A 19,682-nucleotide genomic window follows, 5' to 3' on the forward strand; every position below is an offset into this window, starting at 1 on the left:
TATCATTTTTCGTCGTTCTTGATGGACATATTGCCAACTCGATAATAGAGCACACAGCTAGTTAGACACAGTAAACCCATGAGCATGTAACCAACGCCTAGCCCTAACACTTTCACGCTTATCCCAGCAGCTAAGTATGTAAACAGCCACCAGAAGTGAGTCAACGAAAAATGCGCAGCAAAGTATGGCGTGCTATCACCTTCGCCACATTCTTTGGTAATCAAAAGCCCAGCAGAAGTTTGAATACAAGACATGCCTACTCCCATCGCAACACACATTACCCCAAAGCCAATCCAACCAGGTGTTAGACTACCAAGAGCAAACGCCCCACAAATGGTGACCAACCCCATCCAGTGAAAGTGCTGTGGTGGATAATATTCCAGCCACCTAGGTAATCGAAACGCCATGACCATGGAGCCAAAACCTACCATCATCATGGCCAGTGCGGTTTGAGTTTCGTCTCCATGCAATACCTCATGGACATATATCACGGTATTAACCAATACCATCGCAGAAGCGCTAGCAACCGCTAGATAGGCAAACCATAGTGCTTTGAGTTTGGGCTTCGACAAATACAGCTTAATGTTTTCCCCTAAACGAGGTGCGTTCATTCGCTGCGCTTGGACATCCGCCGCTTTCCAATTAGGCAAAGCACAAAATAAGATCAGAATACCGGACAAAACAAAGGTCCCCGCATCGAGCATAAACAACTGGCGAAAACCAATTAAGCTCAATAACATTGCTGTCAACATAGGGCTAAAGATCTGCTCTAGATCATAAGCCATTCGGCTCAATGAAAGAGCTTTAGCATATTGAGTTTTATCGGGCAGAACTAAAGGTAGTGTCGACTGAAATAGAGGGGTAAACCCCGCGGAACATGCATTGATGACGAACATCAGTACATACACTTCCCACACTTCAGTGACGAACGGCAAACAAACAAACATCAATGCCCGAATCAAGTCGAGAGCAAACAGTGTTTTTCGTTTCGGTAACTTATGCGCTACTGTTCCAAACAGCGGCGCTAAAACAATATACGCCAGCATCTTGAGTGCAAAAGCGATACTGAGCACATACCCTGCCTCGTCTCCCGCGAGTTCATAGGCAAGCAAAGCAAGGCAAACAGAGCTCATGCCCGTCCCAACCAATGAGATGACCTGAGCCGACAGCAGTCGCAAGTAGTTTGAGTTTTTCCACATTGATTGGGGATGAGCGATCTCAGTCATTTCCTCCTCCCATTTGAGAAGATAGCCAGGCAAGCATCTTGCTGAACCTTAATTTGATTCCGTCCCATACTTGTCCTACCCAACCGGATAAGGTCACATCTTCAGCACTGACTATGGGATAAGTTGCTACGATGTTTCCACCATTTCGCCATTCAACCCTCCCCAGCAGATCACCTTTAGCAAGCGGAGCGGTAATCCATTTGTCCACGATCACCTTTTTACTTAAGCCGGAACTCACAGTACGAGGTAAAGTTAGATAGGCGTCTTGGTCAACAAGCGCACCAACGTTTTCGGGTTGCCCTTTCCAAACTCGTACTCGAGCCTCAATTTGGCCTTCGTCCATCACTTGCTGGGTATCAAAGAATCGAAAACCATAGTTGAGCAACGCTTTAGAGGCACTTGCTCTTGATTGTTCACTACTCGCTCCCATCACTACCGATATCAACCTCATACTGCCTTCTGTTGCAGAACTGACCAAGCTGTACCCTGCCGCTTCGGTATATCCTGTCTTACCGCCATCGACGTCAATTGAGCGATCCCACAATAATTTATTGCGGTTATATTGGGTTATGTCATTCCATTGAAATGTCTTTAAACCATAGAGTTGATAGACTTCTGGGAGTTCTTTTATCAAGGCCGTTAACAACCTTGCCATATCCAACGGAGAGGTTTTTATCCCATCACCATCCAGCCCATGTGCATTGATAAATCTAGTGTCTTCCAGTGACAGCGACTGGGCCCAACCATTCATCAGGCTAACAAAAGCACTTTCACTACCTGCAATGTGCTCAGCTAATGCAACTGCAGCGTCATTACCAGATTGGACAATTAACCCTGTCATCAGGTTACGCACTGTAATTTCATCTTTAGGCTTGATGAACATCAGTGATGACCCTTGAAAATTAGCCGACCAAGCATTTTTGCTGACGCTCACAACGTCGTCCCAAGCTAAGCGACCTGAACGAATCTCTTGCCCGACAACAAACGCCGTCATTAATTTAGTCAAGCTAGCTGGGGCCAATTCTGTTCTGGCATTTTGCTGTGCAATCACAGCCCCAGAATTGAAATCCATTAGAACGTATCCTTTAGCGCTCAATTCTGGTGGATTAGGTGTGATAACAGCCGTACTAGGCAAGCTAATCATAATCAGTAGCAAACATATTGACGCCGATAACCCTCGTTTCATTGTTTGCCCTCCATACTTACTGCCGCCCTATCTCCAATATAGCTTTGACGACCGATTTTGTTGGCGGTGACATGCTGATGAAGCTCATGCCCCTTGCCACACAACAACAATAAATCTTGAGAACGGCTTAATTGCTTGGCTAGCTGGATAGCTTCAAGCCTGTCACTCACTTCGTAGTAGGGTGTATCCCCAACTCGAGATGTCAAAGCACGAAAGATGTCTTCCTGCATTTCCCCCAGCGGATTATCCGACGTAAAAATAACGACATCAGAATGCTCCGCACATAACTGTCCAATTCGCGCGGCCTCACGGATTCTGTCTCCCGTTACACCAATAACAGTAATAACCTTTCCCCATTGGCGGACATCGATCCCTTGAAACAAAGCCAGCAGCCCATCGTAGTTGTGGGCGTAGTCAACAAGTGCAGTCGCTCGATTGTCGAGAGAGATGAACTGGCTTCGTCCATTGATTGGGGTGAGCCCGCTTAAAGCTGCTGCAACAGCGTTGAGTCGCCAACCTTGACTGAGTAACACGCTTGCCATCGCAAGCTGGTTTTCAACATTAAAACGAAACGGCATTTGAGAATCGACAACCGCATGTTCACCTTGGTAATACATAGTAAACTGATTGCCAAACTGAGTAGCCTGTACCTCATCGGCAACGACATCAGCTTCATGGTTCCCAATTGAAAACGTCATTACGTTGTTTCTCAATTTCGCTCGATCAATCGCGACTCCCGCGTGAGGATCGTCTAGGTTAACGACTAAGGTGCCACCAGGTTTAATGCGGTCAATCAGTTGCAATTTCGCTTGAACGTACCCATCGATAGTTCGGTGATAGTCCAAATGGTCACGACCAATGTTGCTAATGACACCCACCTCCAGAGGAACGAAACCAGCTCTGTCTTGCGCCAGTGCGTGACTACTCAGTTCCATAACATTGAGCAGTACCCCAGCGTTAACCATGTCGTCAAATAGATTAAGTAACGTCACCGCATCGGGCGTGGTATTGTCCAAGGGCTCATGCTTGTCGGCATATTTCACCCCCAATGTACCGATATAACTCGACTTACATTGACGCGTCAGAATTTGCTGAAGTCCGTAGGCGATTGTGGTTTTACCGTTAGTACCCGTAATACCGATATGCTTGAGTTGATGGTGCGGGAAACGGTAATACGCCTTTATAAGAGATACGCTTTGATAGTAGCTATCCGTAACAATAACTGGGACGGTCGCTTGTACTGGCTTTGTCGCAATGATAGCAATCGCTCCATTTTCGATCGCGTGCGTCACATAACCATGACTGTCATGTACCGCCCCTTCACGACACACAAATACATGATTTTTCGCCACCCACTCACTATTGGTGCTAAAGGTCTGGATCGGTAGCTCTAATAACAGATCCAGACACTGCTCAAGTTTTTTGTTCGACACCCGCTTCACATCCTTTCTTTCTAGGAAACTCTTATGAACTTGAGTATATTTCCCAATAGAACATCGATGAAATCGAACAAATCAATCTAATATATTAGTAACATTGATAACCTGAGATGGAATAAGAAGTAGAAATGAAAGAACTAAACTGGAAGGGAATTGATCTTAACCTGCTACTTACTTTTGATGCGTTATTTCAATTTGGCAGTGTGTCGGCGGCGTCCAAGTATCTACACCTAGGACAACCGGCCACCAGCTATAATTTAAAACGCTTAAGAGAGCTTCTTGACGATCCTCTATTTGAACGCCATGGCAACCGAATGCAGCCTACAAGCCGAGCGGTTGAGATTGCACCAAAGGTTCAAGAAATTTTGGCTATATTCACGCAAGACATTTTGCCTTCGGAGCAATTTAACCCTAGTGAATATGAAGGGAAATTTTCGATTGGCGTCAGCGATTACGCAGAACAAATCTTTGGCCCCAATATTTTCGATGCGCTACAGGCCCACGCACCAAATGCAAAAGTGTTGTTCAAACCCGCCGATAATGAAAACTGTGTCGACCTCCTCGAGAATCACAACACTGATATTTGTATCGGTGTATTCAATGCAATGCCTAGCAACGTTGAATCAACCTTCTTATACAGAGAAAAGCACCTGTGCACGTTTGATAATAGTGTGCTGAAAACAGAGCTTCCCATACCTTTAACGACCTATCTCGCTACCCCACAAATGATCATCACCGCCAATGATCAACTGACCAGCCAAGTAGACAATACATTAGCTTCCCTCGGGGTAGTTCGAAATGTGGTATTGGGGACCACCCGTTTCTTAACCATTCGACGCATGCTGTCAGGCAGAAAACACCTGGCCGTTATGGCTGAAATGGTTGGGCGCTCAGAGTTAATCCACGATCAATTGACTCTATGCCCCCCTCCCATTGATATTCCAGATTTCGATATTGAAATGGTGACTCTGAAACGCGATAGCAAACACCCTAAAGTTGTTTGGCTATCGACCCTCGTTCGACAGCTGATACAGCAGCAAGTCAATGAGTCACGCCAAATCAGCACCTATGACTAACAGCTAGCTGATAGGTGTTAAGTCTGAATAGGGTGAATCGAGCTCAATGGAGAAATAACGTTGCAGCGCATCAAGATAGCTTTGCCCCGAGGCCAATTCTATTTCCTGAGTTTCTCCACCACTAACGACTTTAATTCGATGATTAAGCAAGGTAATTAAACCATCTGGGGTCGGTAATGCAGCTATACGCGAGGTAACGAAATGGGATTCGGGGTACGTCGACACATAATAGTTTCCATAACGAATGTCAGCTTCACAAACATGTTCTAAATCGAAACTGTATAAATTCTTCCAAATCAATGAACCTGAATCGTCGGTATTCTGTTGCTGCAACATATAGCCAAAGTCATCATCTAGGGTAAAACGGAGGGTTTGCAAATCTGTATGAATCACCTCATCAATAGAAAGCTTTAACGGTGTACGAGGAGTCGCCGAGCCAAAGCCGTTATCAACCAACAATTGCTCACCATCTAGTTCCACCATGGTCACTTGGTGACTGCGCCCTGTGGGCTCACCAGATAAATGCACGCGTGCCAGCACTCGCTGAGCTTCGAATCCTATAAACCTCAGCACTTCAAACATCAATTCATTCAACTCAAAACAATAGCCGCCTCGCTTTTGACCAAGTAACTTTCGATATAGATCCTCCTTTCGTAACGAGACTCCTCTCCCTAGAGCAATATCGAAGTTTTCGAATGGGATAGTCAGTAGCTGAGCACGATGCAGATCGAGTAACCCTGTCATTGTCACACTCGGCTTATGTGTTAATCCTACCTTCTCTAAATAAGCTGAGAATTGTTGTTCGTTCATCTGTGCTCCTATGCGCCGTTACATCAACCGGCCTCACTATAAAACCTCAAGCTAAATTGAGGTCAATACAAATTTCATATTTGTTGCCTATTGTTTTGAAATTCAGTCTGTTAATCAGTCCAGCAACCCAACTATTACATATACGTAAAAATCATTTTCATTTTAATGGGATTATCACAAATAGAAAAAAACCTATACTAGCACCCAACAAAACGACAGGGCGAAATAAGCAAAGCTCAACTACGCTTTACTCGATTGCCCAACCTATAAATTAATAAGGAACATCCAATGGCACTTGAAATCAAACCAGGTCAAACCTCTATCAAATCAAAAGCAATGGTGGCATGGGCTGCTGGCGAACCACTTAAAATGGAAGAAGTTGATGTACAACTTCCAAAAGCTGGCGAAGTGCTAGTACGCATCGTCGCTACTGGTGTTTGTCACACTGACGCATTCACACTATCAGGTGACGATCCAGAAGGAATCTTCCCTTCAATCCTTGGTCACGAAGGTGGCGGTATCGTTGAAATGGTTGGCGAAGGCGTAACAAGTGTTGAAGTTGGTGACCACGTTATCCCACTTTACACAGCTGAATGTGGTGAGTGTAAGTTCTGTAAATCTGGCAAAACCAACCTGTGTCAGGCAGTTCGTGAAACTCAAGGTAAAGGTCTAATGCCAGATGGCACAAGCCGTTTCTCTATCAACGGTGAGACTATTTTCCACTACATGGGTTGTTCTACTTTCTCTGAGTACACAGTTCTTCCAGAAATCTCACTAGCGAAAGTCAACAAAGAAGCGCCACTTGAAGAAGTGTGTCTTCTAGGTTGTGGTGTAACCACTGGTATGGGTGCAGTACTCAACACAGCTAAAGTAGAAAAAGGCGACACGGTTGCTATCTTCGGTCTAGGCGGAATTGGCTTGTCTGCAATCATTGGTGCTCGCATGGCTGGAGCTAGCCGCATCATCGGTGTAGATATCAACGAGAGCAAGTTCGACCTAGCAAAACAACTTGGCGCGACAGACGTAATCAACCCTCAGAAATTCGACAAGCCAATCCAAGAAGTGATTGTTGAAATGACAGACGGTGGTGTTGACTACTCATTCGAATGTATCGGTAACGTCAACGTGATGCGTCAAGCTCTTGAGTGTTGTCACAAAGGCTGGGGTGAATCGGTCATCATTGGTGTTGCGGGTGCAGGTCAAGAGATCTCAACTCGCCCATTCCAACTCGTAACAGGTCGCGTATGGCGTGGTTCTGCTTTCGGTGGTGTTAAAGGCCGCTCTGAGCTTCCAGAAATCGTAAACCGTTACATGGCTGGCGAATTCGGTCTACAAGAGTTCATCACTCATACTATGGGCCTAGCTGACGTTAACGAAGCATTCGAACTGATGCACAAAGGTGAATCTATCCGTACTGTTTTACATATGGATAAGTAATCCCAGCTGAAGCCTCCTCCACGTTACATACCGTAACCTAAAGGGAGGCTTCTTTATGATTTCTCTTTATCCAAAATGTTCATACTCGGGGTATTCAATGACCATAGATAATATTAGCCAAGCCAAGGTATGTGGTGGATGGCATAAACAATATACGCATCAATCTCAAAGCTTAAACGGCGTTGCACGCTTCGCGATTTTTCTACCGCCAAATGCAAGCAAAGCAACCCCTGTTCCTGTGCTTTACTGGCTATCTGGCTTAACGTGTACCGACGAAAACTTCATGCAAAAAGCGGGAGCTTTTCGTAAAGCTGCAGAGCTTGGGATCGCTGTTGTCGCGCCAGACACAAGCCCTCGCGGTGAAGGCGTCGCGGATGACGATAACTACGACCTAGGCCAAGGTGCTGGTTTTTATTTAAATGCCACACAAAAGCCTTGGGCTCAGCATTACCAGATGTACGATTACATTACTGCTGAACTGCCAAAGATCATTGAGGAACATTTCCCTGTAACCAGCGTAAAATCTATCTCTGGCCACAGCATGGGTGGGCACGGTGCTATCACCATTGGCCTGAAAAATAGCAGTAATTACCGCTCTATTTCTGCTTTTTCACCAATCAGTAATCCAATGGGTTGCCCTTGGGGTCAGAAGGCGTTTAGCGCTTATCTGGGCTCAGATGTTGAAAGTTGGAAGCAATACGATTCCAGCGAACTCTTGAAGCAAGCCAAAAGTGAATTACCAATTTTGGTCGACCAAGGCGATGCCGATGGTTTCCTAACCGAGCAATTAAAGCCAGAAGCACTTATCGAAGCCGCTAAGGTCCACGCGTCTCCGGTAGAAGTAAGAATGCAGCCGGGTTACGACCACAGCTACTATTTCATCTCTAGCTTCATCGACGAGCACTTAGCGTTCCACGCGAAGCACCTTGCTTGATCGTGTTAGAATGCTTTACGTACAAAAAAGCCGCCTCTTCTGGCGGCTTTTTATTGCGTTACGTTTAGAAAAATACTCGACCACGCAAGCCAAATACAATTGCGCTACTTTCGTCGGAAAGTGCTGGGTCCTTGATAAACTGAATATCAGGGGTGATTTGGAAATGCTCTCCAATTGCGATGTTGTAGTAAAGCTCAGCGGTAAACTGATCGTCACTTGCTCCAACAAATGTTTGCAAGGTATCACTATTTGTTTCAGACCAGTTGACGGCAAAGCCTAAATTGTTTTTAGGTGCACCTAATCCAAAGTAACCAAAGCCGACGCTCAGAGATTTATCATAAAGTGCAACATCGCCTTCAGAAAAGCCACCACGTACAAACGGCATTAACTGAGGAGACAAGAACTGGCTCCATGAGAAATTAATACCTTTACCACTTTCACCACCAACAACTGTTCCATCGGGAAGCACGGTAGACGATAAGCTGTGTCTTGAGCCTTCATCAAAATGCCATAACGTTACGTGGAAATTATCGGTATAGATTTGCTCTTGCGATGCCGTCCAACCAAGCTCTAACGTCGTGAAGTAGGTACTGTCACCAAACGCGGTGTTAAAACCTTCAAAAATGTCGTCCGATTTACCTTTTGCATCAGCAATTCCACCAACGACATAAAAATTATCGTTTAGCATGTGGCCAGCAGATATGGCTAAAATGCCGTCATCGGGTAGGCCCATTGCTCCAGCACCGGTACTAAACGCTAGATTAGAGAATCCGGTCCACGGACTAGCCAGTGCATACGTATCAACATAATCCGTGACATCCTGCCAACCAACAATCAGTGATGTCTTGCCGCCATTGAACTTTTGCTTCCAATGGAGGTTGGTTACACGAAAGCCTTGGTCGCTGTAGGCTGGAGAAATCATGCCCACATAACCGATGTTATCAGGGCTTTTAAACGTAGTTCCTGAAAAGTCTTTCGGAGCGTAGTCGGTATATGCATGGCGATGTTCTACTTTCCATACGATACCGCCTGTATTTCCAGACTCTTGGCCTACCAAATTCCAAGAACCATAAAATCGCGCGATCCCAGAAGCATTAGAGACGTCACCACCATTAACTCCATCAGATGAATGCAGGCCTAGAGCAAAGTAGTCTGCTCCCATTGTGATTCCGTTGTCTGCTAAGTTTTCTCGCCACGTTTTCTTCGCAGCCGTTTGCGAAGCAATGGTATTTTCTACGGTATCTGGACTACCAAAATTGGCACCATCAGCCATCGCTCCTGCAGAACAAAGCGCCAGCCCTATCGTTAGACTTAATTTTGTTAATTTCATCGTTATACCCACTGCTTAATATTGAATACTGTTTTTATTTTATATATTGAGTGAAAGAATAATTGCCATTTGGTGACAGCGTATTCATTAGCTCACCTACCGGCGATACGTTTATAAGTACAATTCAACCGTCGACGCATCCATCTGGTAGACAGACTTAACATCGCTGGCTCCGTCGTAGTAATTAACGGTTTGTTCAGTCAGCTCACTGATTAATTCACCCTCAACCCAAAATGGTGTCTCCAACGAAGGCAACTCAACACCTTCTGGAAAGGTAACAAGCACTAGTTGGTTTGGTGGAGGAGGCGGTGTATGAATGCAGGCACCAGCAGTTGGTACCAAGAAGAATTGAGTGACTTTGCTACCATCGGTTTCAAGCGGCGTAATATAGCCAGGAATACGGCGTTTGCCATTCAGAGCTTGCGTATTAGGCTGAGTCGCCAAGGCCTTACGCTGCTGAGCGATCTTTTCACGCATCGAGAAGAGATAATCCACATCCACATTGCCTAGTTTTAGCTGTTCTCGAGCTTGCTTAACTTCAGTTAACTGAGCCTCGCTTGGCTCAAAATCTGGCTGTGTTTGCGCATGTTTGAATTCAGCAATCGTGCTGAGGTCATACATTTGATCTAAGGTCAGCGCTTCAAATGGATCCTCAATCGTGTCTATTTGAGGTAATAGATCTTCCCAAAATAACGTTTTGGACTCTTGAGCAAACACACCCAATGAAAGGAAAAATGCAGTAATGAAAACGAGAACTTTGTTGTATTGAGCCATACATCCTCACATTAACTTGATAGAGAAATAAAGAGCGCAGAAGCACGATTGGCCCTGCGCTCATACCTAACACATTAACGAGTTACAGCGTGTTCTTATACACCTTGCCATCTTTCATGATGTACTGGAACTTCTCTTGGTATTGGCTCAATATTTCGATGTCCTCCAGTGGGTTACCATCGATTAGAATTAAATCTGCATACGCGCCAGCCTCGATTTTACCCAATGAACCGTATTTGTATGGGTTCATACCACCACTCCAGCTCAATACTTCTGCTGCATTTGAAGTACCCATTTTCAAAATATCGTATGGGGTATAGCCTGCTTTCTGCATGTAAATCATGTTCTCGGCTTGAGCCATGTTATACGCAGGGCCAAACATATCGCCACCGGTTACCACTAGGACATCATGCTTCTTAGCCCACTTAAACATCTGCAGTGCACCTTCATACACCTTCGATGCTTTTGCTTTTTGGTCTGGGCTAAAGAAAGTAATCGACTCTGGATCAGCGAATGCTTTCAATGACATTACAGCTTGAGCAGAAAGTGCTACGCCTTCTTTCTTCATACGCTTCATTGTATCTTCAGAAACCAGGAAGTTGTGCTCAATGGTACGTACACCAGCATCAATCGCACGGTTTACCGAACGGTCATGGTAAGCATGCACAGTAACGTACGTGCCGTAATCTTTTGCCACTTCCACAGCCGCTTCCAGCTCTTCCACCGACATTTGCGTCATATGGATTGGGTCAAACTCACTGGCCACACCGCCGCCAGCCATGACTTTAATTTGAGTTGCACCAGCACGAAGGTTCTGACGTGCTGCTCGACGCACTTCAGTTTTGCCATCGACAATGTAGCCAAAGCCATGGCGCTCAAGGTCATCTACACGGCCAGGTTGATCGTTGAAGCTGCCCGTATCGGCATGGCCACCTGTTTGGCTTAGGAAGCCACCGGACGGATAAATACGCGGACCGTCGATCAAGCCATTGTTCACGGCTTTTGCAACACCAAGGATGTTACAGCCTGCATCGCGGGCAGTAGTGAAGCCTTGCTCTAGATATTGCTGCATTGAAACGTAAGTACGTGCGCCCATTGCCATTTGGTCGTAGTCATCTCGACCTACCAACATCCCTTCTTGAATACACAGGTGAGAGTGCATGTCGATCAGGCCTGGGATCATGGTTTTTCCACCTGCATCCACAACAGTTGCGTCATCAGCTTGAATAGGTTGAGTGGAGATTTTTTCGATCTTGTTATCGACAATCAGTACGTGGTGATTCTCGTACAATTTGTTGTCGACGCCGTTGAAGATATTAACGTTGCTAATAATGGTTGAAGCCGCTGAAGCAGAAAAGGCAATTGAGCAAGAGAGCGCAACAGCAGACAGTTTTATTGCTTTATTCATTATTTTTTCCTTGTAAAAAGAGAAGGACTCTTGGGAACTACTCTCCATCCGGGGGAATAGTTGTGTTGTTATGTGTTTTAGGGGCAACTCCCCCTAATGACTTGTTCGACTGATACAAAAAAGTTACTGGATATATCAGTGACTTATACAACAACTGGATACATTCAGTAACTTAGACGTAAAAGACTAATTTTTCAAGAACTTAGAATTGCCATTTGATGACAAAATCATAGGTGAGAAATCGCTTATGGCTGATAAAACTCTACATCTTCAGCATTCATGGAATAAACAGATTCCACATCAGCAGCACCATCTGAGTAATTAACGTTCTCTACCGAACCTTCTGCGACCAACGTTCCCTCAACCCACACAGGTGTCGCAAGGGTTACTAGCTCGATTCCTTGTGGGTAATCGATCATAACCAATTGGTTTGGCGGAGGTGGTGGTGTATGGATGCATGCGCCAGCAGTTGGCACTAGGAAAAACTTTGTGACTTTTGTTCCATCCATTTCAATCGGGGTAATAAAGCCCGGAATTTTTCGGTTTGTATCTAATACATCTTGGTTAGGCAAAGTGGCCAATTTTTCACGTTGCTGCATGGTTTCTTCGCGCTTTTTAAATAGGTGCTCAACGTCGATGCCATCATCTGCAAGCCTCGCTTTAATTAGCGCAATATCCTTAGTGGCTTGTTTACTCTCTACAAAACCTTCTTGCTGCTTCGCTTCCTGATACCTCGCCAGCGTCGCTACATCAAACATTTGGTTTTGATCTAGCGCTGCAAAAGGGTCTTCTACCGTTACCATACTTGGCGTGAGTTCATGCCAATATGTTACCGTAGCGTCGTCAGCCATCGCTGGCGTTACCATTGCCGCGCTTACAATGAAACTTAAAATGAACTTGGTGTAGCTACGCATTTGGATACCTCGAAACAGAACATTGAGATTAAGAAAAAAGGCAGGGCGAGCTGCCTTTTAATCGATAGTGAAACAAGTGGAATAAAGACGAATTACATCTCGTTGCGGTAAATCTCGCCGTCTTTCATCACCAGTTTGATCGTGTCGATCTTCTTGTACTCTGGGTCTGCATCGAACCATTTTGGAGTCGCACCAATTACCGACATGTCTTCTAGTGGGTTGCCTTCAACCAGTAGGATGTCAGCAATTGCGCCTTTCTCAATCACACCTAGCTTGCCTTTCGCAGGGTTACGAGGGCCAGACAGCGCTAACATTTCACCTGCTGTAGAAGTCATTTGTTTCAACACTTCAAAGTTGCTTCCGTATGCTTGAGTACGCCAGTAGATTTCGTAGCGGCGAGCACGCTCTGCATCTGAGTTAACACCCACGTAATCCGACGCAAATACTACTTTTACACCGTGTTTAAGCAGCCTTTGACCAAAGTCTCCATATTGCTCTTGCAGCTTCGCAACCATTGGCAGCTTTTCTGCTGGCATTAATGGGTTCTTTGCTAGGTCTGGTGATAGTCCCCACATTTGAGGAACGATGTACCCGCCCTCTTTCGCAATACGTTTCATCGTGTCGTCGTTAATGAAGAAGCCGTGCTCAAACGTCTTTACGCCACAATCAAGTAAGCGGTTAACCGAGCGGTCGTTGAACGTATGCGCCATGACGTACGTGCCCCAATCCGCTGCTGCCTCTACAATCGCACAGGTTTCTTCTTTCGAGTATTGAGTGGTATCGATTGGGTCAAAGCGCGATGAACCACCGCCACCAGCCATGATTTTAATTTGTGTTGCGCCTTGGCGAAGGTTCAAACGGGTAGCACGCAAAACTTCTGGAACACCATCAGCAACATTACCAATACCCATGCGTTCGAAGTTAGACACATCGCCTTCAACTTGCGCACTGAAGCCAGCGTCAGCACGGTCCCTAAAGTCACCGTGACCTGAAGTTTGTGAAATAAAACCACCCGATGGGTAGATACGTGGACCAGTAATGTTGCCAGCGTTGATTTCACGCGCTAAACCAAATGCTGGGCCACCCGCATCACGAACAGAGGTAAAACCATCATCGATGTAACGCTGTGCGACTGTCACAGCATTGATTGAAATGTCTGTGAGATCTTTGTTCTTCTCAATATCATCGAAGTTGTAGTTGATCATGATATGCGCGTGGCCATCAATCAGGCCAGGCATTAATGTTTTGCCTTGACCATCAATCACACTCGCATCACCAGCCAAGATTTCACTGGATGAAATCTTGGCAATCTTGCCATCCACAACCAATACATTGTGGTCTTCATACAGCTTGTCTTCTGTACCGTTAAAAATATCGACATTTGTAAACAAGGTTGAGCCAGCAGTGGCAGAAAATGCGACCGAACATGAAATTGCGAGTGCCGAAAGTTTCATCACTTTTTTCATCGAATTTACCCTTCAAAAGATAAGTGGTAAGTCCTTTCTTCTGTTCTTTTATCCCGTCGATAAAAGGAAGTATCCCTACTAAGTTTCTACTGAATAGACACAGTAAGACGCATAAACTCATTAAAACAACCAATGAGTGGCACTCACATTCATTCAGTAACTGAGGTGTACTTTAGAGGTAAAACGACACGAATCATTGCCATTTGATGACAATGATTTCGTTACTTGGTTAACAAGGGGAACTATTTACGGTGATGTTTACGAAAATGGGAAGGAGTCAAGCCCGTGACTCGCTTGAATGAACGGCTAAAGTGCGCGGCATCTGAGTAACCAAACTTATTGGCGATGGATGTAATGGAATCACTGCTAGAAGTAAGTCTATGTTTTATTTGATCAAACACCATCTCTTCAATCAGTGTTTTGTAGATAATGCCCTCGCTTTCAAGTTTACGCTGGAGGGTACGAACGTTCATTCGCAAGATTTCTGCCGCCAGTTTAATCGGCAGTTTCCCGACAGACACATACGGCGTAATCGCTTGTTTAAAGGTAGCGGCGAAGCTGTCGTCGGATTGCTCTGCGTAATGATTGGCTGCAAAAACTTGGCTAGCCGTGTGCGTAATCACCGCCTTTTCATCAAGTAACGCTTCCGGTATTTCCAAAGCCGTCACAGGGCGCTCAGCAAAAAACTGCGCCTGTTCTAGGGTCGGTAAGCTAGAAAAATCCTCGATATCTGAACTGCGCACACCGATACGAGTTGGGCGCCAAGCATTGTCAGTCAACGCACGTAGCACCTCTGCCATACACATCACTGAAAACAGTTCTGCGTATTTAAACCAAACTTCATCAGCCCCGGCTTTTTCTCTCACTAACCACCAGCTTCCCCCAGATTTCTGAAGGTAAACATTCGCACCGCTCGACTCACGTTTAAGCAAATCCGAGAACTCTTGTAACGCTTCACGTACTGTTGTTCCACTAGTGAGCAATGAGACAAATTTAGGGACATAAGTTTCTCGGCAACTACGCCAGAATAAAACCCCTAACTTATCGTTTGATAAGCTTTCCCCCAGCACTTCCATAAAGTTCTTTAAACAGGACTCCGGCAAATAGGCATAATCAGGGTTGTCATGAATATCGAGCGGAATAGTAGATTCGCGTAGCAATGCGTAGGTTTTCTTGTCTAGCTCCTCAAACAATGAGGCAAAAAACTCAACGTTTTCTCTCCTTACTAACGGTATGTTTTTATTGCGCTTTGACATGCTTCTTCTCTACTTTCCCTTTGGATATGACAAATATATACCTAAATAAGCTCAACATGCGAGGCTCGAAGTAAATTGCTGGGCTTGCCTGAAAGACTCATTTGATAAAAAAAGGCCCTACCTTTCGGTAGAGCCTTTTAAACAATGCAGTAATTGGGCTAAACGATTTCCCAGCTGTGCGTCATTTCCATGCCTTTGCCTAGCATTAAGCATACAGAGCAGTACTTTTCTAGCGAATCTGCTGCTACTTTAGCAACAACGTCTGAGTCTAGCGCCTCACCAGAAACTTCAAAATGAATGTTAATACCAGTGAAAATGCGTGGCGCAGTCTCACGGCGCTCTGTCGTGAGCTTGGCAACACAGCCTGTAACGTTCTGGCCGGCTTCTTTTAGGCCGTCTACAACATCAACTGAGCTACAGCCACCTGCAGCCATCAGAACCATCTCCATTGGGCTTGGTGCTGTAGCACCACCGTTACCATCCATCACAATAGAATGACCAGACTGTGATTGACCTAAAAACTTAAATTCTTCAACCCATTTAACTTCAGCTTGCATGACTTTTTCTCATTGTAATAGGAACATCTGTGTGGCACACGATAACAGTTATCCCGCTGCACTTACAGCGTCATCTGCGGGAAAAACCACGCCAGTTTGACGGCGGATTTCGGTCAGCACTTTAGCCACGATAAGTGAGCGTTCACTTTGCTGGCTGACCATCTTATTCTCAGAGATTTGACGGGCAGCTTCTGCTGCTTCATATGTCATTCGATTATCGTCTTGGGGTACGCTGATGTCGGTGCTCTCACCACCACGAACTTTCTTAGTCACCGAATTACAAATAGATATCATGTCCACCATTAGCGCCGCATCCTCACCCTGAAATTCGCTCGGTACATACGAATCACTAATTTTTGAATGGCCAATCACCACATCGAAGCCTGGGTAGCCAAATATCACGCTACCACAGCCATCCACACCGGAATTCAACATATGCGCTTGAGCTTGAATCGATTCTGGCTCGCCGAACAGTTCAATAGCCGCGCCCACGCAGTAGAAGCCAATGTCCATAACGGAACCGTTGGAGAACTCTGGGTTAAAGGTATTCGGATTCTCACCATTTAGGTATTTTTGATAACGAGACGAATATTGGCAGTAGCTGATCGTCGCTTTTCTTAGCGCACCAATCTCTTTTAACGCGTTTTTCAAGACAGAGAAATTCGGCAGGTGGGGGGTGATGAAAGCTTCAAACAACACAACGTTATTCTCTTTCGCCGCACGATACATTGCCTGTGCCTGAGTGTAATTTGACGCCACAGGCTTTTCACAAATGACATGTTTACCTGCCTTCATTAGCTCGATCGCTTGAGGCGCATGAAACGAATTTGGACTAGCAATGTACACAGCGTCAACATCAACAGAGCCACCTAATATTGCAAGGTCATCGAACAATTGAACGTTACCGTACTTTTCAGCGAATGATTTCGCGCTTTCTAATCGACGAGAATAGACGGTAGTAAGCTCATACAGCCCAGTTTTCAATGCCCCTTCGATAAATTGGTCTGTGATCCAGTTGGTTCCGATAACAGCGAGTTTAATCATTGGTATTGTCTTCATTTAGTTGTATTAAAAAATTCGGTAAGCACCGTATGGGTCATGATGTTTCGTAATTCGGGATAAGACTGCAGTTCATCACGAATCGCATTTAAACGCGCCATTGTCGGCACCTCTACATACAGCATCATGTCTGTCTCACCGCTGATGGCATGACACCATTTCACCCCATTGATTTTGTATATCTGTTCAGCGTAACTCTCACAGTGGTGAGTTGTACTGGACATATCAAACTTCAATGCCAAATAAGCTTGGATGGTTTGCTGTTGTTCTGGTTCGGCAAGTTGCGCGTGGTAGCCTAGAATGGTTTTATCTTGTTCAAGCTTTTGAATTCGAGCAGTAACGGCGGAACGTGACAAATTCACCTGCCGCGCAATGTCGCTTACTGAGCTACGCGCATTATGTCGCAAGATATCCAATATATGTTGATCAAACTTATCCATTACTTCCCTATAACGATCTTATTATTGTGTAAGCCAGTGAGGTCTCAGTAGCAAGATACCCTCGCGTTTTCCCCGAGAATACCCCTGCTTGCTTATAACGAGAAACTTTCTGAGGAATCAGCCTTAATGTGCAAAATACTTTGCGGAGCGATAGGTTTCCACTGTTTGTTGCTTTCTAACGGCTCCGACGCTAGATACACATTCGGCAGTCCCTGATTAGCCTGAGTTGATTTGATAAAGACGGTAGGTGGCTGATTGTCGCTACTGTAACGAACGACCCAAAACTGATATCCATCTGATACACATATTGATGCCTTAAATGGCTCTTCGACTCGTTTGGATTGCATCGCTTTTTCGATCGCTTCAATTGTAAGCTTAAGAGCAGATACAGGGTCACTATGTAAGCCAAAATGCAGCGCCAACAAAAAAATCAATTCGCTGTCCGTCGTGCCCAACCTTTTCAGGTACAGCTCTTCTGGAAGCAATCGTTCCAATTCAAACTTAACTTGCTCAAAACCACCTATTTGGCCATTGTGGAGAAACATCCAGTTATCCATGATAAATGGGTGGCAGTTGGAGCGAGACACTTGAGTCCCCGTTGATGAACGCACGTGAGCCATAAACCGATGAGAGCGAATGTGATGAGTCAACGAGCGTAGATTGGTATCTCCCCACGCAGGGAGCACTTCATGAAACTGTCCGGGCGTTGCTCGATCGGTATACCAGCCTAACCCAAAGCCATCGGCATTGACTCGAGTCACCGCTTTTCTCGCTTCCAAGCTTTGGTGAACCAAAGAATGTTCCGGTTCATAAACCAGCTCATCCAAATAAATCGGTTCTCCCTGATACGCTAACCATCGACACATTGCCCCACTCCCTACTCCTTACATGCGGATTTTCACTACACCACTTTTAAAGAATATCCGCAAGCTCAGCGATTTTTTCATCAATTCTATCTAACGCCACATTACCAAAACCCAGCACTGCGCCTTGCCAGCTTCGTGCTGAAGAGTCTTGCGTTTCATACATTGAAAGAGGACGCAAAATAATGCCTCTTTCTTTCGCGGCCTCGCACCATTGCTCCTCGCTGATATCGCCTTTCCAGCGTAATGTGACATGTAAACCTGCAGGCTGACTGATCACTTCAACTCGGTCACCAAAATGTGTCGAAATCGCCTCAAGCATGCGCTCATGTTTTTGCTTGTAGAGCCTGCGCATCTTTCTGATGTGGCGAAGAAAATCACCTTCAACAATAAAATCAGCCAACGCCGCCTGAACATGGGTAGGCGAATCACCCGATAACGCATCTTTAACCGCCAAGCATCGCTCCACTAATCCTTTGGGTGCAACGAGATACCCGAGCCGCAAACCATTGAACATCACTTTACTCAACGAACCGATATAGAGCACTTGCTGCTCAGCGCCGACGTCGGCCGACAAACCTTGTAAACTAGGGTAAGGGCGATGCGCAAATTGAAATTCACTGTCGTAGTCATCTTCGATGATCCAGCGCTGATTTTTCTTTGCCCACTCTAGCAGTGATATGCGCTGCTCCACGTTGATGGTTGTCCCCATCGGATACTGGTTGCTTGGCGTTATATAGAGTGCACTAGCTTCACTTGAAAACACCGCCTTTAAGTCGATACCTGTATGAGGCGCGATATTGACCGATTGACTACGGTGCCCCAGCAACTGGATCACCTTACGCATCTGAATATAACCAGGGCTCTCCATCAACACCGAGTCGTTAGCCGACAAAGTCGCCATTAAGCTGATGGTTAACGCTTGTTGGGCACCTGATGTGATGATCACTTGCTCAGAATCGCACTTTACCGAGCGACTGCTCGATAGGTAATCTGCAAGCGCTTGCCTGAGTGCGCTGTCACCCTGAAGATCTTGATTGCCGAGTAGGGTCGTCCTAGAGACATGCCGCTGAAGTAACCTTCCCCATTTTTTAGCAGGAAAGGCTTGAAGATCGGGTACGCCCGGTGCGAAGCTCGTATTAACATCCAATGCCGGCCGAGTTACCATAGTACCGCTTGGCTCTACATCTTGGCTTAAGTATTGCTCCGGCAGCTCAACGGCAACATAGTAGCCAGAACCCGCTTTCGCTTGAAGATAGCCTTCTGCCGCAAGCTGTTCGTAAACACTGATCGCTGTATTTCTACTGATGTTTAGCTCTGCCGCAAGCTTTCTCGTTGAAGGAAGTTTGCCACCTTTAGGCCATAAGCTCGCAACGATCTTGCTGCGAATAGCATTGAAAAGTTGCTGCTGAAGCGATGTATTCTCTGCGGCTAAAGACAAATCACCAATATCAATCGGCTGCATAAGTGGATCCATTAATTAAACAAAAGTGGCTCTAATCAACCT

General features: G+C 45.6%; 18 protein-coding genes. 3 read left to right on the forward strand and 15 right to left on the reverse strand.

Annotated elements, in window-relative coordinates:
- Positions 1 to 2 precede the first annotated feature (2 nt).
- The 3 genes from J4N42_RS21015 to J4N42_RS21025 are packed head-to-tail and all read right to left on the reverse strand — an operon-like array spanning position 3 to position 3,845.
- On the reverse strand, positions 3 to 1,226 hold the full coding sequence (locus tag J4N42_RS21015; protein ID WP_252032011.1) for an MFS transporter: 1,224 nt from the start codon (positions 1,224 to 1,226) through the stop codon (positions 3 to 5).
- Positions 1,219 to 2,412, reverse strand: coding sequence for a D-alanyl-D-alanine carboxypeptidase family protein (locus J4N42_RS21020; protein WP_252032013.1), 1,194 nt, complete (start codon positions 2,410 to 2,412; stop codon positions 1,219 to 1,221). Before J4N42_RS21020 ends, J4N42_RS21015 begins: the two co-directional genes overlap by 8 nt.
- Positions 2,409 to 3,845 (reverse strand): Mur ligase family protein, encoded by a 1,437-nt coding sequence (locus J4N42_RS21025; protein WP_252032015.1) that lies wholly within the window; start codon positions 3,843 to 3,845, stop codon positions 2,409 to 2,411. The genes J4N42_RS21020 and J4N42_RS21025 overlap by 4 nt, the downstream gene beginning before the upstream one ends.
- 134 nt (positions 3,846 to 3,979) lie before the next feature.
- Here J4N42_RS21025 and J4N42_RS21030 point away from each other — a divergent pair, with 134 nt between their 5' ends.
- On the forward strand, positions 3,980 to 4,927 hold the full coding sequence (locus J4N42_RS21030; RefSeq protein WP_252032016.1) for a LysR substrate-binding domain-containing protein: 948 nt from the start codon (positions 3,980 to 3,982) through the stop codon (positions 4,925 to 4,927).
- Positions 4,928 to 4,930: 3 nt separating this feature from the next.
- Here J4N42_RS21030 and J4N42_RS21035 read toward each other — a convergent pair whose 3' ends face one another.
- Positions 4,931 to 5,737 carry an arylamine N-acetyltransferase family protein gene (locus tag J4N42_RS21035; RefSeq protein WP_252032018.1) on the reverse strand — a complete coding sequence of 269 codons (807 nt, stop codon included), beginning with the start codon at positions 5,735 to 5,737 and terminating at the stop codon, positions 4,931 to 4,933.
- A gap of 288 nt (positions 5,738 to 6,025) precedes the next feature.
- On the opposite strand from J4N42_RS21035, the gene J4N42_RS21040 reads away from it, so the two are divergent.
- Complete coding sequence (locus J4N42_RS21040) at positions 6,026 to 7,174, forward strand: S-(hydroxymethyl)glutathione dehydrogenase/class III alcohol dehydrogenase (protein ID WP_252032020.1); 1,149 nt, start codon at positions 6,026 to 6,028, stop codon at positions 7,172 to 7,174.
- Between the two features lie 97 nt (positions 7,175 to 7,271).
- On the forward strand, positions 7,272 to 8,108 hold the full coding sequence (fghA, locus tag J4N42_RS21045; RefSeq protein WP_252032022.1) for an S-formylglutathione hydrolase: 837 nt from the start codon (positions 7,272 to 7,274) through the stop codon (positions 8,106 to 8,108).
- Between the two features lie 64 nt (positions 8,109 to 8,172).
- Here fghA and J4N42_RS21050 read toward each other — a convergent pair whose 3' ends face one another.
- From J4N42_RS21050 to pdxR, 11 genes are all read right to left on the reverse strand, one after another.
- Positions 8,173 to 9,438, reverse strand: coding sequence for a carbohydrate porin (locus J4N42_RS21050; protein WP_252032025.1), 1,266 nt, complete (start codon positions 9,436 to 9,438; stop codon positions 8,173 to 8,175).
- 111 nt (positions 9,439 to 9,549) lie between these two features.
- On the reverse strand, positions 9,550 to 10,212 hold the full coding sequence (locus J4N42_RS21055; RefSeq protein WP_252032027.1) for a DUF3299 domain-containing protein: 663 nt from the start codon (positions 10,210 to 10,212) through the stop codon (positions 9,550 to 9,552).
- 82 nt (positions 10,213 to 10,294) lie between these two features.
- The gene (locus J4N42_RS21060; RefSeq protein WP_252032029.1) at positions 10,295 to 11,620 is read right to left on the reverse strand and encodes a metal-dependent hydrolase family protein; all 1,326 of its coding nucleotides are present in this window, start codon (positions 11,618 to 11,620) and stop codon (positions 10,295 to 10,297) included.
- A gap of 245 nt (positions 11,621 to 11,865) precedes the next feature.
- Positions 11,866 to 12,534: a DUF3299 domain-containing protein gene (locus J4N42_RS21065; RefSeq protein WP_252032031.1), complete on the reverse strand. Its 669-nt coding sequence runs from the start codon at positions 12,532 to 12,534 to the stop codon at positions 11,866 to 11,868.
- Positions 12,535 to 12,626: 92 nt separating this feature from the next.
- Complete coding sequence (locus J4N42_RS21070) at positions 12,627 to 14,000, reverse strand: metal-dependent hydrolase family protein (protein ID WP_252032033.1); 1,374 nt, start codon at positions 13,998 to 14,000, stop codon at positions 12,627 to 12,629.
- 242 nt (positions 14,001 to 14,242) lie between these two features.
- Positions 14,243 to 15,256 (reverse strand): helix-turn-helix domain-containing protein, encoded by a 1,014-nt coding sequence (locus J4N42_RS21075; RefSeq protein WP_252032035.1) that lies wholly within the window; start codon positions 15,254 to 15,256, stop codon positions 14,243 to 14,245.
- Positions 15,257 to 15,414: 158 nt separating this feature from the next.
- On the reverse strand, positions 15,415 to 15,813 hold the full coding sequence (locus J4N42_RS21080) for an OsmC family protein (protein ID WP_252032037.1): 399 nt from the start codon (positions 15,811 to 15,813) through the stop codon (positions 15,415 to 15,417).
- A gap of 48 nt (positions 15,814 to 15,861) precedes the next feature.
- Positions 15,862 to 16,857 (reverse strand): Gfo/Idh/MocA family protein, encoded by a 996-nt coding sequence (locus J4N42_RS21085; protein ID WP_252032039.1) that lies wholly within the window; start codon positions 16,855 to 16,857, stop codon positions 15,862 to 15,864.
- An 11-nt stretch (positions 16,858 to 16,868) separates the two neighbouring features.
- Positions 16,869 to 17,312 (reverse strand): Lrp/AsnC family transcriptional regulator, encoded by a 444-nt coding sequence (locus J4N42_RS21090; RefSeq protein WP_252032040.1) that lies wholly within the window; start codon positions 17,310 to 17,312, stop codon positions 16,869 to 16,871.
- A gap of 92 nt (positions 17,313 to 17,404) precedes the next feature.
- Positions 17,405 to 18,178 (reverse strand): class II glutamine amidotransferase, encoded by a 774-nt coding sequence (locus J4N42_RS21095; protein ID WP_252032041.1) that lies wholly within the window; start codon positions 18,176 to 18,178, stop codon positions 17,405 to 17,407.
- Between the two features lie 46 nt (positions 18,179 to 18,224).
- Positions 18,225 to 19,640 (reverse strand): MocR-like pyridoxine biosynthesis transcription factor PdxR, encoded by a 1,416-nt coding sequence (gene pdxR / locus J4N42_RS21100; RefSeq protein WP_252032042.1) that lies wholly within the window; start codon positions 19,638 to 19,640, stop codon positions 18,225 to 18,227.
- Positions 19,641 to 19,682: the final 42 nt, after the last annotated feature.

It is taken from the genome of Vibrio sp. SCSIO 43135, from assembly GCF_023716665.1.
Classification (GTDB): domain Bacteria; phylum Pseudomonadota; class Gammaproteobacteria; order Enterobacterales; family Vibrionaceae; genus Vibrio; species Vibrio paucivorans.